Annotated in this window: 16 protein-coding genes, 1 tRNA gene, 1 other RNA gene and 1 pseudogene; 8 read left to right on the top strand and 11 right to left on the bottom strand. The window is 73.0% G+C overall.

All coding sequences use genetic code 11. The features are described 5' to 3' along the window. Both ACWF9Z_RS08305 and ffs read right to left on the bottom strand, forming a co-directional pair. A partial coding sequence (locus tag ACWF9Z_RS08305) for a DNA polymerase III subunit gamma and tau (protein ID WP_453598800.1) occupies positions 1–1,522 on the bottom strand: 1,522 nt, incomplete at its 3' end. A 55-nt stretch (positions 1,523–1,577) separates the two neighbouring features. Beyond that, positions 1,578–1,676: signal recognition particle sRNA small type (gene ffs, locus ACWF9Z_RS08300), an RNA gene on the bottom strand. Positions 1,677–1,815: 139 nt separating this feature from the next. Between ffs and ACWF9Z_RS08295 the strand changes: the two genes are divergently transcribed. Then, positions 1,816–1,903 (top strand) — tRNA-Ser (locus tag ACWF9Z_RS08295). 266 nt (positions 1,904–2,169) lie between these two features. Here ACWF9Z_RS08295 and ACWF9Z_RS08290 read toward each other — a convergent pair. From ACWF9Z_RS08290 to ACWF9Z_RS08280, 3 genes are all read right to left on the bottom strand, one after another. After that, positions 2,170–2,547: a cytotoxic translational repressor of toxin-antitoxin stability system gene (locus ACWF9Z_RS08290; RefSeq protein ID WP_453598797.1), complete on the bottom strand. Its 378-nt coding sequence runs from the start codon at positions 2,545–2,547 to the stop codon at positions 2,170–2,172. Between the two features lie 44 nt (positions 2,548–2,591). Then, the gene (locus tag ACWF9Z_RS08285) at positions 2,592–3,008 is read right to left on the bottom strand and encodes a prevent-host-death protein (protein WP_453598794.1); all 417 of its coding nucleotides are present in this window, start codon (positions 3,006–3,008) and stop codon (positions 2,592–2,594) included. A 103-nt stretch (positions 3,009–3,111) separates the two neighbouring features. Continuing rightward, positions 3,112–4,323 carry a TDT family transporter gene (locus ACWF9Z_RS08280; protein ID WP_453598791.1) on the bottom strand — a complete coding sequence of 404 codons (1,212 nt, stop codon included), beginning with the start codon at positions 4,321–4,323 and terminating at the stop codon, positions 3,112–3,114. Positions 4,324–4,595: 272 nt separating this feature from the next. Between ACWF9Z_RS08280 and ACWF9Z_RS08275 the strand changes: the two genes are divergently transcribed. Then, positions 4,596–5,369 carry an ATP-grasp domain-containing protein gene (locus tag ACWF9Z_RS08275; RefSeq protein ID WP_453598832.1) on the top strand — a complete coding sequence of 258 codons (774 nt, stop codon included), beginning with the start codon at positions 4,596–4,598 and terminating at the stop codon, positions 5,367–5,369. Between the two features lie 40 nt (positions 5,370–5,409). Here ACWF9Z_RS08275 and ACWF9Z_RS08270 read toward each other — a convergent pair whose 3' ends face one another. Continuing rightward, entirely contained in the window at positions 5,410–6,324 is a 915-nt protein-coding gene (locus tag ACWF9Z_RS08270; protein WP_453598787.1) for a universal stress protein, read from the bottom strand. Between the two features lie 140 nt (positions 6,325–6,464). Between ACWF9Z_RS08270 and ACWF9Z_RS08265 the strand changes: the two are divergent. Beyond that, positions 6,465–6,632 (top strand): annotated as a pseudogene (locus ACWF9Z_RS08265) (molybdopterin-dependent oxidoreductase); the annotation flags it as partial. Positions 6,633–6,645: 13 nt separating this feature from the next. Here the strand turns inward: ACWF9Z_RS08265 and ACWF9Z_RS08260 are convergent. After that, a complete protein-coding gene (locus ACWF9Z_RS08260) occupies positions 6,646–7,065 on the bottom strand; it encodes a TOBE domain-containing protein (RefSeq protein WP_453598784.1) in 420 nt (139 codons plus the stop codon). Between the two features lie 251 nt (positions 7,066–7,316). Between ACWF9Z_RS08260 and ACWF9Z_RS08255 the strand changes: the two genes are divergently transcribed. Next, entirely contained in the window at positions 7,317–7,664 is a 348-nt protein-coding gene (locus ACWF9Z_RS08255; protein ID WP_453598782.1) for a DoxX family protein, read from the top strand. A 231-nt stretch (positions 7,665–7,895) separates the two neighbouring features. On the opposite strand, the gene ACWF9Z_RS08250 is transcribed toward ACWF9Z_RS08255, so the two are convergent. Next, positions 7,896–8,708: a VOC family protein gene (locus ACWF9Z_RS08250; protein WP_453598779.1), complete on the bottom strand. Its 813-nt coding sequence runs from the start codon at positions 8,706–8,708 to the stop codon at positions 7,896–7,898. A gap of 108 nt (positions 8,709–8,816) precedes the next feature. On the opposite strand from ACWF9Z_RS08250, the gene ACWF9Z_RS08245 reads away from it, so the two are divergent. Next, the gene (locus ACWF9Z_RS08245; protein WP_453598776.1) at positions 8,817–9,422 is read left to right on the top strand and encodes an HhH-GPD-type base excision DNA repair protein; all 606 of its coding nucleotides are present in this window, start codon (positions 8,817–8,819) and stop codon (positions 9,420–9,422) included. A gap of 92 nt (positions 9,423–9,514) precedes the next feature. Beyond that, a complete protein-coding gene (locus ACWF9Z_RS08240) occupies positions 9,515–9,991 on the top strand; it encodes a cupin domain-containing protein (protein WP_453598774.1) in 477 nt (158 codons plus the stop codon). Here ACWF9Z_RS08240 and opcA read toward each other — a convergent pair. Further along, positions 9,937–10,872 (bottom strand): glucose-6-phosphate dehydrogenase assembly protein OpcA, encoded by a 936-nt coding sequence (opcA, locus tag ACWF9Z_RS08235; RefSeq protein WP_453598771.1) that lies wholly within the window; start codon positions 10,870–10,872, stop codon positions 9,937–9,939. The two genes, ACWF9Z_RS08240 and opcA, sit on opposite strands and share 55 nt — an antisense overlap. Positions 10,873–11,025: 153 nt before the next feature. Beyond that, on the bottom strand, positions 11,026–12,597 hold the full coding sequence (locus ACWF9Z_RS08230; protein ID WP_453598768.1) for a helicase HerA-like domain-containing protein: 1,572 nt from the start codon (positions 12,595–12,597) through the stop codon (positions 11,026–11,028). Between the two features lie 88 nt (positions 12,598–12,685). Between ACWF9Z_RS08230 and ACWF9Z_RS08225 the strand changes: the two genes are divergently transcribed. Both ACWF9Z_RS08225 and ACWF9Z_RS08220 read left to right on the top strand, forming a co-directional pair. After that, positions 12,686–12,982 carry a type II toxin-antitoxin system VapB family antitoxin gene (locus ACWF9Z_RS08225; RefSeq protein WP_112446725.1) on the top strand — a complete coding sequence of 99 codons (297 nt, stop codon included), beginning with the start codon at positions 12,686–12,688 and terminating at the stop codon, positions 12,980–12,982. 208 nt (positions 12,983–13,190) lie between these two features. Continuing rightward, the gene (locus ACWF9Z_RS08220; RefSeq protein WP_453598829.1) at positions 13,191–13,814 is read left to right on the top strand and encodes a LytR C-terminal domain-containing protein; all 624 of its coding nucleotides are present in this window, start codon (positions 13,191–13,193) and stop codon (positions 13,812–13,814) included. A 26-nt stretch (positions 13,815–13,840) separates the two neighbouring features. Here the strand turns inward: ACWF9Z_RS08220 and upp are convergent, their stop codons facing one another. After that, positions 13,841–14,476, bottom strand: coding sequence for a uracil phosphoribosyltransferase (gene upp, locus ACWF9Z_RS08215; protein ID WP_453598765.1), 636 nt, complete (start codon positions 14,474–14,476; stop codon positions 13,841–13,843). Positions 14,477–14,708 lie beyond the last annotated feature (232 nt).

Genomic DNA, 14,708 nt, shown 5'->3' with positions numbered 1-14,708 from the left:
GGGCCGCAGGTGCCTGCGCGGCGGGCTGGGCGGCGGGGGCCGCGGCGCCGGGCCAGGCGCCGGGGGCGGCTGCGGGTGCCGCGGCAGGAGAGGCGGGGACCCCGCCACCGGGCTGCGCTGCTCCGGGCCAGGCGCCGGGCGCGGCGGCCGGCGGTGCTGCCGGAGCCGGGGCCTGCGCCGCGGGGGCCTGGGGGGCGGCCGGCTCGGGCGCGGCCACGGGGGCCTGGGCGGGCGGCTGCTGGTAGGCCGCGGGAGCCGGGGCCTGCGCGGGAGCCCGTACGACGGCCGGGGCCATGGCGTGCGCCTCCGGACCCGGGACGTAGCCCATGGCGGGGGCCTGGGCGAAGGAGGCGGCGGCCGCCGCGCCGCCGCGCTCCAGCCGGTCGAGCCGCGCCTGGAAGGAGCGCTCGTCGTCGAAGGCGGCGGGCAGCAGCACGCGGGCGCAGATCAGCTCCAGCTGCAGCCGGGGCGAGGTCGCGCCGCGCATCTCGGTGAGCCCGGTGTTGACCAGGTCGGCGGCCCGGGACAGCTCGGCGGCCCCGAAGACGGAGGCCTGGGCCTGCATGCGCTCGACGACATCGGCCGGGGCGTCGATGAGCCCCTTCTCGCCGGCGTCGGGCACGGCGGCCAGGATCACCAGGTCGCGCAGCCGCTCCAGCAGGTCGGCGACGAAGCGGCGCGGATCGTTGCCGCCCTCGACCACCCGGTCGACGATCTCGAACGCCGCGGCCCCGTCCCCGGAGGCGAAGGCGTCCACGACGGCGTCCAGCAGGGTCCCGTCGGTGTACCCGAGGAGCGAGGTGGCCATGGCGTACGTCACACCCTGGTCGGCGGCGCCGGCCAGCAGCTGGTCCATGACGGACATGGAGTCACGGACGGATCCGGCGCCGGCGCGCACGACGAGCGGCAGCACACCGTCCTCGACGTGGGCTCCTTCGCGGCCGCAGACCTCGCCGAGGTAGTCGCGCAGGGTGCCGGGGGGCACGAGCCGGAAGGGGTAGTGGTGCGTCCGGGACCGGATGGTCCCGATGACCTTCTCGGGTTCGGTCGTGGCGAAGATGAACTTGAGGTGCTCCGGCGGCTCCTCGACCACCTTCAGCAGGGCGTTGAAGCCCGCCGAGGTGACCATGTGCGCCTCGTCGATGATGTAGATCTTGTACCGGCTGGAGGCGGGCCCGAAGAAGGCCTTCTCGCGCAGGTCACGGGCGTCGTCCACACCACCGTGCGAGGCCGCGTCGATCTCGATGACGTCGATGGACCCCGGCCCGTTGCGCGCGAGGTCCCGGCAGGACTGGCACTCCCCGCAGGGGGTCGGCGTGGGGCCTTGTTCACAGTTCAGGCACCGCGCCAGGATCCGCGCGCTGGTGGTCTTGCCACAGCCTCGCGGACCACTGAACAGGTACGCGTGATTGACCCGGTTGTTCCGCAGGGCCTGCATCAGCGGGGCAGTGACATGCTCCTGCCCGATGACCTCGGCGAACGACTCGGGGCGGTAGCGGCGGTACAGCGCAAGGGACGACACGTCTACGAGGTTATCCGGGTGCACCGACAACGGGGGCCCACGTGCCCGCCCCGGAACGCAAAGCGCCCCCCACGCACCCACCAGAGCCCACTTACCCTTGCTGCCTTCCGGCCCTGGGGGAGTTGGGTGAGATAGCGCCACGTGAGGGGCTGGCCCCACCCTAGCGGATGGAAGGCCCCGGAATCGAGCCGGACCCCGCGCGCACCCTCACCGGGTCCTCCTCCACCCTCCGCGGAGCACCGCCCGACGATCACGTTCGCGAGCACCCCTCAGCGTCTTGTATTGTTTGCCCCGGAGGATTCGCCTAGTGGCCTAGGGCGCACGCTTGGAAAGCGTGTTGGGGGCAACCCCTCACGAGTTCGAATCTCGTATCCTCCGCCAGTGCCTCACCGGGCACTTGAAGGCCCCGACCGGGAAACCGGCCGGGGCCTTCTGCGTTCCGTGGTCGCCGTTGTTTTCAGATCACTCGCCGTCTGCCGCGTCGCCCTGGGAACGCTGCCCGAACTCCAGACCTTCGAACGGGGCCGGGCAGTACTCATGATCGGCTCCTCCACGCTGTGGTCCACGGGCCCATGCCTGAAGACCACCCTGGCCGGGTGGCCCTGGAGAGGGCCGAAGACGACCGGACCGGCCGGGGCCTTGCGCGTTCACGCGCCGTCGGTCCAGTACTGCTGGAGGCGGGCCACCGCGGCTTCCTTGGTCAGCTCGGCGACCGCCGCCTCCGCGAGGCCGACGCGGTGGATCAGGAGGTGGACCAGGTCCGCGGGAAGCGATTCCTTCGGCGCGGACGGGGCCCCGCGGTCGGGGAGCCGTCCCTCGGTGACGCAGTCCCAGAACTCGCTCTCGCCGACGATCAGCTGATCGCGCAGGATGTGGCTCCACATCGCGGCGCCGTAGACCGTGCGGTCCACCGGGTGGGAGATCCGGGTCCGCAGGATCCGTGCGTCGTACAGGGTCAGCTCGTAGGTGACGTGATGCGTGCCGGTGCGGCCACGGGCGTCCCGTACGCGTTCCCAGCCCTCCACGACACAGAATCGGTCATGGTGTTCACGATCCGGCTGCGGCCGGCTCACCCGTGCGCCCCCACCAGCCAGTCGGCCAGCTCACGGTCGTCGCTCAGCGCGATCAGCTGCACCAGGCCCCAGTTGTCCTGATGGTTGGGCGCCAGCCGGAGCCGCGCCTGCCAGTCGTCTGCGTACTCCCGCAGGGCGTCGACCATCTCGCCGACGGCCTCGTCGAAGCTGGAGCCGTCGGCCGCGACCGGAAGTCCGGGGATGAAGACCGACCATCCGCCCTCTTCCGCGACCACCTCGGCCTTGGACGGACAGACCGTGGACAGGTACCGGCGCAGGCGTGCGACGTCCACGACCGCGGCGCACCCGGCAGCCCGCCGCACCGTCGCGACCCGCCCCTCGCCGGCGGCGTCGAGAAGTTCTTTCAGGTGCGTGCGCGCCTCGGTGTAGTTCTCGTAGTGCACCGCCGACATGAGCGACCTCCCTCAGGGCTCCAGACCATCAGGGTGCGCCCCGCCCGTAAGGACGTCAAGTACGTGAGGTACGTGACGTACGTATCCGCGTACGTGAGGTACGTCAGGTGCCTGAGGGGCGGGGGAGGAGGGTGCCCGTCAGGAGGCCGCGGGTGGTGGCGCAGGCCGTCACCGACCACGCGGCGAGCAGGAGCGCGTACAGGGCCACGGTGAGCCATTCGAAGGCGATCAGGCCCGTGTGGCGGGCCAGGCCCTCCGTGCCCGTCACGCAGGTGCCGACGGGGAAGGTGAAGGCCCACCAGGTCATCGCGAAGCGCATGCCGCGCCGCCGGGCGCGCACGACGGCCGCGCCGGCCAGGACGAGCCACAGGAGCGCGAAGCCCATCACCGGCACCCCGTAGAGCACCGCGAGCAGGCCGAAGCCCTGCGCGTACGCGTCCTCGACCACGTGGGGGGCGGCGACGGCGAACTTGTCGGCCGCGGTCACGGACTGGCCCAGCGGGCCGAGCACGAGGAAGAGCGTCGGCACCAGGAACAGCGGGAGCCGGGGGCCCGTCAGGATCCGGGCGAAGACCACGGGCAGCAGCACCAGCGTCGCCATCATGCTCAGCCCGAACATCGCGTAGCAGCCCATCAGCAGCGCCTCCTGCCACTGCCCGGCCGGCAGGTGCGGCACCAGCAGCGGACCGAGCGCCGCGGAGACCAGGGGGGCGACGAGCGGCAGCAGCCAGACGGGTGAGGCGCTGCCCGGGCTCAGGCCGTGCCGGACGGCCATCAGGTACGGGATCGCGACCGCCGAGGCCAGCGCGATGACCGTGCCAGCCGTGAACAGCACCGCGTCCACCGCGACGGCCGCGCGGACGCCGATCCAGTCCGTGCCGACCAGCACCGTGCCGCCGCCGACCGCCAGCAGGGCCATCGCCAGGCAGCCGTAGAACGGGGCCATGGCCGGGTCGAGGAGATGTGCGCGGGCCTGGTCGCCGTGGTGGCGCCAGTGGAGCGCGCGGGCGGTGAGCAGGACGGTGAGCATCACCGCCGACAGGGCCCAGAAGAGCAGGCAGAACGTGCGCAGGCCCGGGAAGTCCAGCGGCAGGCCCACGCCGGCGTTGGCGACGATGGCGGTGCCCATGACCGAGGCGTACCAGTTCGGTCCGAGCAGGCGCAGGACGGCGGCCCGGCCGGGGCCCTCCGCCCGGGGAGGCGCCACGGGACCAGCCGGGTCGCCGGGACCACCCGGGTCGCCGGAACCACCGGGGTCGCCGGGACCGCCGGGGTCGCCGGGACCGCCGGGACCGGAGAGCTCCTCTGTGACCATGGCTCCACGCTCACCCGGAAACCGGGGACCCGCCATCGGACCCGGCGGCGGCCGGCGGCGGGTGGCGGCCCGTGCCCCCGTGTCGCTGTCCACGGGCCCGGTGCTCGCCCCTCCCCGGCACCGGGGGGCTTCCGGCAGGACACACTCGCAGGCGTGAACAACGTCCGAGCCGACGTCAGGCGGGGTACTCCATGAGCCGGACCGTGACCGATCCCGACGAGGGTCTCGTCGCCGGGGCAGCAGGCGCCGGGGCAGCAGGCGCCGGTGCCGGGGTGTTCCTGGTGCCGGGGCGGCCGACCACCACCGCCGGGCTGCTCGCCGGGGCGGCCGCCCGCCGGGGGATGGAGGTACGGGGCCTCGGCGGCGGGTCCGGGGACCTGGCCGGGCGGGCCGTGTACTGGTGCGGCGGGCCCGTGGCGGGGGCCCGGGTGGCCGGGCCGCTCGGGATCGGGCTGCTGGAGCCGCCGGACGACTGGCTGGCCGGGCTGCCCGGATGGGCCACCGGGCGCCGCATCCGGCTGACCGGCCTGGGAGAGGCGCGGGCGGCACTGCGCGGGCCGGCCTTCGTGAAGCCGCCGCGCGAGAAGTCCTTCCCCGCCGCCGTGTACGCGGACGGCGCCGCCCTGCCCGGACTGCCGCCGGACACTCCGGTGCTGGTCTCCGAGGTGGTGGAGTTCGCCGTCGAGTACCGGCTGTTCCTGCTGGACGGGGAGATCGCCACCGCGAGCCGCTACGCGGTCCACGGGCACCTCGACCCGGCCCCGCTGGACGAGGATCCCCGGGCCGCGGAGGTACGGGCCTTCGCGGCCCGGCTGCTGGCGGAGACGGGCGGGGGCCTGCCGGGCGCGGTCACCGTCGACATCGGGATCATCGGCGGCGCCGGGGGGAGCCACCACGGCCGGCCGGCGGTGGTGGAGGCCAACATGGCCTGGTTCTCGAACTGTTACGCCGCCGACCCGGAGCGCGTCCTGGACGTCGTGCTCCGCGCGGCCGGCCCCCGGGAGCGGGTTGCCGACCGCGATCTGCCCTTCCTGCGGGGCCTCTAGTGCCGCGTCGGGCGACGTCCGCCCGTCGCGGCGCCCCGCACTAGGACCCGCCGCCTTCCACGTCCTGTCCGTGCGGGATCAGGGCCACCGGGCCGCGGGCGTGGTGGGCCACCGCGTGGTCCGTGGGACCGAGGCCGTGCAGGGGACGGTGGTGGCGGCGGCCGACGACCAGGAGGTCGGCGGTCCCGGACTCGTCGACCAGGACCTGCGCGGCGTCGCCGGGGCGGCTCACGCAGGTGGTCGGCACCGCCGGGTGGCGCGCGGAGGCCTCGGCGACCGCGGCCTCGAGCGACGCCTGCCCCTCCGGCTCCCCCGCGTGCACGGCGCGCAGCGGCAGGCCGTGCACGGCCGCCCACGCGTAGGCGAATTCGAGGACGAGGCCGTAGTCGCCGTCCGGGTCCACGCCGACGACCACCCCCTGCCCGCGGTGCGCGCGCTCGTCGGTCTCGCGGACCAGGACGACGGGGATCCCGGTGCGCCCGGCGACGGTCAGAGCCGTGGAGCCGAGCAGCGGGACCACGTGGTGGTGGTGCCCGCTCGCTCCGACGACGAGCAGCTGGGCGCCGGCCGCGGCGCGCGGGAGCTCGCTGCCGGGTCCGCCCTCGACAGTGACCGTCTCGACGACCAACCCGGTGTGGGCGGCCCGGAGTTCATCGGCGACGGTCGCGAGCAGCGCCATGGCGGCGGTCACGCTCTCGCCGAGCACGGGCTCGAACTCGGGCGAGATCGGCTGGATCTTCGGCCAGGCCTGGCCGACGTGGAGGAGCCGCAGAGGCACCCCCGCCGACCGCGCTTCGCGGGCGGCCCAGCGGGCGGCGGCGAGGCTGCGGGGGGATCCGTCGAACCCGACGACGAAAGGGAGGGACGGAGGAGATTGCGGGGGCTGGGGAAACTGGAGGGACTCGGGAGCGGGGGACTCGGGAGACTCGGGGGACTCGGGGGGCTGCGCAGACATCGGCGGCACCTTTCTACCTGTGCCGCGGCCATGTCCCGGTCTTCCCGCGCCGCGGCCGTGTCCTGGTCGCTCCTACGACGCTACGCCTGCCGCCCGGCTGCCCGCTCCGCGAGCCCTTTCCACCCGGGCGGCCGACGGTCGACTTCGGCGCCGGCCCGGTCCTGCTCGCGACCCGCCTCGACGGCGAGGACCTCGACGGGGCGGGTGCGCAGCTGGTGGTCCCTTCGGACCGGTGCGGGGCGCGCTACGTCAGCGCGGTCACCCACGTGTGGTTCGGCGCGCTGGCGCCGCCGGGCCCGGGCCGGTGACCCGGGTCCGTGCTCAGGCGGTCGCGAGGGAGATCTCGGTCGACTTGATCAGCGCGACGACGGAGGAGCCGGCGGCCAGGCCGAGGGCCTCCACGGCGTCCTTGGTGATGGCGGCGGTCAGGCCGCCGCCGTTCACGTCGACCTTGACGGACGCCATGGCGCCACCGGTGGTGACGTCGGCGACCGTGCCGGCGATCTGGTTGCGGATGGAGATGCCCTCGACGGCGCCGGTGGCCAGGGCGACCTCAGTGGCCTTGACCAGCGCCTTGACGGAGGAGCCGGAAGCGAGACCGAGGTCCTTGACGGCGTCGGTGGTGATCGCCGCGGTGATGTCCTGTCCGCCTTCCAGGCGGACCCTGACCGTCGCCATGGCCTCGCCGGTGGTGACGGAAGTGACGGTGCCGGCGATCTGGTTGCGGATGCTCAGACTCATGAGTGGTTCGACCTCTTGGCTAGGGACGTGGACGCTTCGCGCGGCTCGCACGCTCGCGCGGACCCCACGGGATCGACGCTATGCGGCCCCGGTTCGGCCCGCGTCCGACGCGTCGCATCCGCCACCCGGAACCACCCGCGCGGCTGGCCGCTGCGTCGGGAAAAGATTTTCCGGGCTTCCTGTCACACACGCGCGGCGGCGCGGGTCAGTGCGGTGAGGAACGAAAACCACCGCCTTCCGAGGAGCCCTCCATGAACATCGCCGCCACCGTCGTCGCCGTCCTCGCCGCCGCCATGTCGGGCTTCTCGGGCTACTCGCTCCTGAGCCGCGCCCCGTGGGTCGTGGAGGCGATGGAGGAGTACGGGGTCCCCCGGACCTGGTGGACCCCGCTCGGCGCGGCCAAGGCCGCCGGAGCCGCGGGCCTGCTGACCGGCCTCTTCGTCCCCTTCATCGGCATCGCCGCCGGGATCGGCCTGGTCCTCTACTACGCCGGGGCCGTGATCACCGTGATCCGCGCCCGCTCGTACCGGCACATCCCGTTCCCGGTGATCTACATGGCCCCGGTCGTCGCCGCCTTCGCCCTCGGCTTCGCCGCCTAGTGCCGCGTCGGGCAAGGTATGCCCCTTGAGGAGCGGCGTCCGGTGCGTGCTCTCGGCGTGCCGGCCGCAAGCGCTCGTACGGGACGTACTTGGGCTTTCGGCCGGTGCGGCGAGAGTGCGTGCCGGGCGTCGCGACGGGGCGAACGTTGCCTGACGCGGCACTAGTGCCGCGCGACGGGCGCCGCGGGGAGGGCGCCGCCGGTCCGGCGGCCCGCCCTCCCGGCCGCCGCGCTACGCGAACTTCGGCATCTCGCCGACCGTCTTGGACAGGTCGATCACCGCGAACGCCGCGCCCTGCGGGTCCGTGACCGCCGCGAAGCGGCCGAAGGGGCTGTCCACCGGGCCGAAGTGCAGCGCGCCCCCGTGCTGGGTCGCCTTCGCCACCGCGTCGTCGCAGTCCGGCACGGCGAAGTAGACCTGGACGTACGAGGGGATCTCCGGCGGGAAGTCGGTGCCCATGTTCATCCGGCCCAGCACCGGGTTCTCCGGGCCGCCCACGCTGAACACCTTGTAGTGCATCCCGGCGGCCTCCGGGGAGTCGCCCAGCTCCATCTGCCGGCTCTCGTACGGGAAGACCTTCGGCAGGAACGCGTCCACCTTGGCCAGGTCGCGCGAGAAGAGCTCCGCCCAGGCGTACGCACCGGTCTCGCCGAGCTTCTCGAAGCCCTTGTGGTCACCGGGCTGCCAGATGCCGAAGACCGCGCCGCTCGGCTCCTTCGCGATCGCCATCGTGCCGAAGGAGCCGACCTGCATCGGCTCCATCAGCAGTTCGCCGCCGGCCGACTTGACCTTCTCGGCGGTGGCCGCCGCGTCGGCCGAGGCGAAGTACAGACACCACTGCGAGGGCGCGTCCCCGCCCGGCATCGGCGGGACGACGGCCGCGACGGCCTTGCCGTCGGAATAGGCCTGCGTGTAGTTGCCGTACTCGCTGCTGGACTCGCCGAAGGTCCAGCCGAGTACGTCGGCGTAGAACGTCTTGGCGCCCTCCACATCGGTGAACATCGCGTCCACCCAGCAGGGTGCGCCCTCGGGGAACTCAGCCATGATCGATCGACTCCTGTGTCGTGTACGACGTGACCCGTCTCGCCTCTCACGCTAGGGGCGGCCACTGACCATCGCGCGGGGAGCGCCGCCGCGCGGGACCCTGGAGGCATGGACAAGGACACAGGCGTCACGATCCGGCTGGCCCAGCAGCCCGAGGCCGACGCGCTGCTCGGCCGCAGCCCGCTCGCCGCGCTCGTCGGGATGCTGCTGGACCAGCAGGTACCGATGGAGTGGGCGTTCTCGGGCCCCTACACGATCGCGCGGCGGCTCGGCTCCGACGATCTCGACGCGCACGTGATCGCCGCCTACGACCCGGAGGCCTTCGCCGCGCTGCTCTCCGAGAAGCCGGCCGTGCACCGCTACCCGGGGTCGATGGCGAAACGGGTGCAGCAGCTGTGCGCGTACCTGGTGGAGCACTACGCGGGGGACGCGGCCGAGGTGTGGACCGACGTGGCCACGGGGGCCGAGCTGCTCGGACGGCTGAAGGCACTGCCGGGCTTCGGGGAGCAGAAGGCGCAGATCTTCCTGGCGCTGCTCGGCAAGCGGTTCGCGGTCCGGCCGAAGGGCTGGCGGGAGGCGGCCGGCGGGTACGGGCCGGCGAACGTCTACCGGTCGGCGGCCGACATCACCGGCCCCGAATCGCTGGCGAAGGTACGGGCGCACAAGCAGGAGGCGAAGGCCGCGGCGAAGGCGGCCAAACTCGCCAACGGCTAGCGACAGAAGTGGAATTGAGGATTCGGGACCCTTCCGCGGAGGCGCCCGGAAGTCTCCACGGATTGTCAGACCCCCGCCGTAGACTCGTGATCATGACTGAGAACCTGACCCGCGCGGCCACCGCCGAATCCATCTCCGACGGCCCGGGGAGCGTCATCACGTTGCTCACCGACACCGCCGAACTGACCTGCAACACGGCCACCTTCGAGGTCGGCGCGGCGGGCGCCCCGGTGCACTTCCACACCAAGGCGACCGAGTTCTTCCACGTCACGGAGGGACGGCTCGACGTCCTCGTCGGCGACGAGATCCACACCCTGGTCAAGGGCGACTTCCTCGCCGTCCCGCCCGGCGTGAAGCACGCCTTCGCCCCGGCCGCCGACAGCACGGCCGAGGTCTTCGTCGGCTTCACCCCGGGCATGGGCCGCTTCGACTACTACCGGCTGCTCGGCCGGGTCCGGGCCGGCGAGGCGACGGTGCAGGACATCATCGACAGCCAGCCGGTCTACGACAACCACTACGCCGAGAGCGACGCCTGGGCCGGGCGCCTGAAGCGCAGCGCCGAGGCGTAGACCTCGTCGGCGTCGAGCCTTCGCAGCTCCTCCGCGATCAGCTCGGCGCTGCTGCGGATCTTCAGGGCCACCTTGCGGTCCGGGCTTCCGGGCATGAGCAGCGTGGCCAGGATCCCGTCCGGGCGGTCGACGCGTATCTCCCCGGCCGTGGTCGTCAGCCGGACCCGGGTGATCACCGGGCCCTCGGTGGCCACCCGGTCCACCGGCACACCGAGCCGGTCCTCCAGCCAGCGCGCGAGCAGTTCGGAGCTGGCGTTGCCGGGCTCGCTCTCGACGGCCGCGGCGGTCACCGGGAACGGCTTCTGGTCCAGGGCGGCGGCCAGCAGCGACCGCCAGGGGGTGAGGCGGGTCCAGGCGAGGTCGGTGTCCCCGGGGGCGTAGGCCTCGGCGCGGGCATCGAGGGACCCGACGGGGTCGGCGGTGGCCTCGGCGTCGGTGATCCTGCGCTGCGCGAGGGCGCCCAGGGGGTCCCGGGCGGGCGCGTCGGGAGCGTCGGCCGGCCACCAGGCGACGACGGGGGCGTCGGGCACCAGGAGCGGCAGCACGACGGAGCCGGCGTGCTCGTTGAGCGTCCCGTGCAGGCGGAGCAGCACGATCTCCCCGGAACCGGCGTCGGTGCCGACGCGCAGCTCGGCGTCGAGACGGTTCTGGCGGAGCCGCTGCGGGCCGCGGGCGGTGCGCTTGATCACCGCGATGATGCGGCAGGGATGCTCGCGCGAGGCCTCGGAGGCGGCGCGGACGGCGTCGTAGGCGTTCTCCTCGTCGGTCGCGACGAGGAGGTTGAGCACGAGACCCATCGTGGGGCTGCCGACGGCCCTTCGGGCGTCGAGCAGAGCCTTGTTGACCTTGCTGGAGGTGGTGTCGGTGAGTTCGGTCCGCATGCTCCGAGTCTCGCAGCCGGCCGGCTCCGCCGGTACCGGTGGCCGGGGCGCGCGTCGTGCCCGCTGCGCGGGGTCCGGTCCCCTCCCCGCCCTTCCGCCGTTCCCTGGGCTCCGCCCCGGACCCCGCGCCTCACACGCCGGCGGGGCTGGCCTTCAGCGGCGGCGGCGGGACGTGCCGAACAGGGAGCGGGAGATCTCGCGGCCCACCTGGGTGCCGATGGAGCGGGCCAGGGAGCGGAAGAGACCGCTGCCCACCACCTGTTCGGCGAGGGAGGGGTCCGGCTTCGGAGCGCTCCGGGCCGTGGTCCGCGCGCTCTTCGCCTCCTCGGCCGCCGCGGCCGCCGCCTCGGCCTGCGCCTCCGCCGCCGCCTGCTCCGCGCTGATCTTCTCGAACGCCGATTCCCGGTCGACCGGCTGCGCGTACCGCGCGTAGAGCGGGGAGGACGTGACCGCCCGTTCGAGCTCCGCCGGGTCGACCGGGCCCATCAGGGACTGCGGGGCCCGCAGCCGGGTCGCCGCCACCGGTGTCGGCGCGCCGCTCTCGCTCAGGACGGTGATCACCGCCTCGCCCGTCCCCAGCCCGGTGAGCAGCTCCTCGAGGTCGTACGCGGAGCGGGGGAAGGTCTTCACCGTGGCCTTCAGCGCCTTCGCGTCGTCCGGGGTGAAGGCGCGCAGCGCGTGCTGCACCCGGTTGCCGAGCTGGGCCAGGACGTCGCCCGGCACGTCCTTGGGGGTCTGCGTCACGAAGAAGACGCCGATGCCCTTGGAGCGGATGAGCCGCACCGTCTGGGTGATGGAGTCCAGGAAGGCCTTCGAGGCGCCGTTGAAGAGCAGGTGCGCCTCGTCGAAGAAGAAGACGAGCTTGGGCTTGTCCAGGTCTCCGACTTCCGGCAGGCCGGTGTAGAGGTCGGCCAGCAGCCACATCAGGAAGGTGGAGAAGAGCTGCGGTTTGTCCTGGACCGCCGGGAGCTCCAGTACGGAGACCAGTCCCCGCCCGTCCTCCGTTGTCCGGAGGAATTCACCGGTGTCGAATTCGGGCTCGCCGAAGAATTCGGCGGCGCCCTGCTGCTCGAAGGCGGTCAGGGACCGCAGGATCACCCCGGCGGTCACCGTGGACAGTCCGCCGATCCCTTTGAGCTCCGGCTTTCCCTGGTCGGAGACGAGGAAGGCGGTGACCGCCCGCAGGTCCTTGAGGTCGATGAGCTCCAGGCCCTTGGAGTCGGCGTAGTGGAAGATCAGCCCGAGCGACTGTTCCTGCGTCTGGTTGAGCTGGAGCACCTTGGACATGAGGACGGGGCCGAAACTCGTCACGGTGGCCCGGAGCGGGATTCCCGGTCCGATGCCGCCCAGCGCATAGAACGCGGCGGGGTGTCCGGTGGCACGCCATTCCTGGGCCACCTCCTTGGCCCGCTCCTCGGTCTTCCCGTTGGCCGTGCCCGGTACGGAGATGCCCGAGACGTCACCCTTGATGTCCGCGAGGAAGACCGGGACGCCCTTCTCCGAGAGCTGTTCGGCGATGAGCTGGAGCGTCTTGGTCTTGCCCGTGCCGGTGGCTCCGGCGACCAGTCCGTGGCGGTTGAGCATCGACAGCGGGATGCGGATCTGGAGCTCCGGCCGGCACGTTCCGTCCCAGAGCAGGGCCCCCAGATCGAGGGTGGGTCCGGTGGAGGCGTAGCCGGCCGCGATCTGGCCGGCCGGTGACAAGGGGTCGGTGGTATCGCTCATTTATCGCTCCCGGATTAGTACTGTCTGCCACCTTTGCACCGTCATCGCAAGGCTGCGCCCGCAGGCACCGGCCCGGTAGGCTTTCCGTGTGATCTTCAAGCGCATCGGAAACAGGCGGCCGTACCCCGACCACGGCAGGGAAACCACCCGGCAGTGGGCGGATGTCGCCCCGCGCCCGGTCCGGCTCGACCAGCTGGTGACGACCAAAGGCCAGCTCGACCTCGAAACGCTGCTCGCCGAGGACTCGACCTTCTACGGCGACCTCTTCGCCCACGTCGTGAAGTGGCAGGGCGACCTGTACCTGGAGGACGGGCTGCACCGCGCCGTCCGCGCCGCGCTCCAGCAGCGCCAGGTCCTGCACGCGCGCGTCCTCGAACTGGGCTGAGGGCCGGAGCGGAGAACCGGGCCGCGGGCCGGACGGCACGCCGGACCCGGAGCCGGACCCGGAGCCGGGCCCACGCGCGCCCATCGGGTGCCGGATGCGTCCCGGTTGCGCCTTTCGGGTCGCTCTTGCCCTATCAACAGATGATTCAGTGGGCATCGGCAGCGGTCGGTATTACGCTGCGCTCATGAGCATGCTCACTCCCCCTGGCATGGGCGGAAAGTACCGCGTAACGGGAGCGGCTTACCCCCGCATGTCCCGCCCGCGACGCCGCCGCCGGATCGTCCTCCTCGTGCTCGGCTCCATCGTCGGGCTCGCCCTGATCGGGTACGGGGCGATGCAGCTCATCGACGTGTTCCGCGGCGACACGGGCAAACGCAACGCCGCCGCGGCCGCCAGGAACTGCGCGACCCCGGCCCCCAAGGCCGGCGCCGCGGCGGCCTCGGCCGCCCCGCAGGTCGCGCTCCCCCAGCCGGGCCAGATCACGGTCAACGTCTACAACGCGACCCCGCGCGCGGGCCTCGCCAAGGCGGTCGGCGACGAGCTGAAGAAACGCGGCTTCGTCATCGGCAAGGTCGGCAACGCCCCCGCCGACTTCGACAAGAAGGTCCCGGACGCCGGGATACTGGTCGGCTCGCCGCAGACCGACAAGGCGGCCTTCTCCGTACTGGGCACCAACCTGGCCGGCGCCACGCACCAGACCGATGCCCGCGAGAGCGCGGACATCGACCTGATCCTCGGCGACGCGTTCAAGGACCTCACGACGAAGGAAGACGCGGACAAGGCGCTGGCCCTCCTGGCCAACCCCCAGCCCGCGCCTCCCAAGAAGTGCTGAACCGCGGCGCGTAGCGGTGGCGCGGGCTACTCGGCCGAGCCGTACATGCGGTCGCCCGCGTCACCCAGGCCCGGCACGATGTAGCCGTGCTCGTTGAGCCGCTCGTCCACCGCGGCCGTCACCACCGTCACCGGCGTGCCCGCCAGCTCGCGCTCCATGACCTCGACGCCCTCGGGCGCGGCCAGCAGCACCACCGCGGTCACGTCGTCCGCGCCGCGCTTGATGAGTTCCTGGATCGCCGCGACCAGCGTGCCGCCGGTGGCCAGCATCGGGTCCACCACGTAGACCTGGCGCCCCGAGAGGTCCTCCGGCATGCGCGTCGCGTACGTGGAGGCCTCCAGGGTCTCCTCGTTGCGGACCATGCCCAGGAAGCCCACCTCGGCGGTCGGCAGCAGCCGCACCATGCCGTCGAGCATGCCGAGGCCGGCGCGCAGGATCGGGACGACCAGCGGGCGCGGGTAGGACAGCTTCACGCCGGTGGTCGGGCCGACCGGGGTGAGGATGTCGGCCTGCTCGGTGCGCACGTCCCGGGTGGCCTCGTACGCGAGCAGGGTGACCAGCTCGTCGGCCAGGCGCCGGAAGGTGGCGGAGTCGGTGCGCTTGTCGCGCAGGGTGGTGAGTTTGTGCGCCACCAACGGGTGATCCACGACCTGCAAACGCACAACATCCTCCAAGACTCAGCTGCCGGGTTCCCGCCTTCGACCTGCGATCGCGCCACCCGTGAGAAAGGGCGCGAACACGCGACCCACACCCAAAAGGCTACGCGCTGTGCCCGCCCCTTCGTGGGGGGGGGGGGGGGGGCGCGGCGGGGGGGGGGCGGGCGGGCCCCCCCCCCCCCCCCCCCCCCCCCGCCCCCCCGCCGGGGCGGGGGGGGCCCCCCGCCCCCCCCGGGAG

This window comes from Streptomyces sp. NPDC054961 (assembly GCF_053609145.1).
Note: the sequence above shows the minus strand (reverse complement) of the source record. Positions and strands in the feature narration are given on the sequence as shown.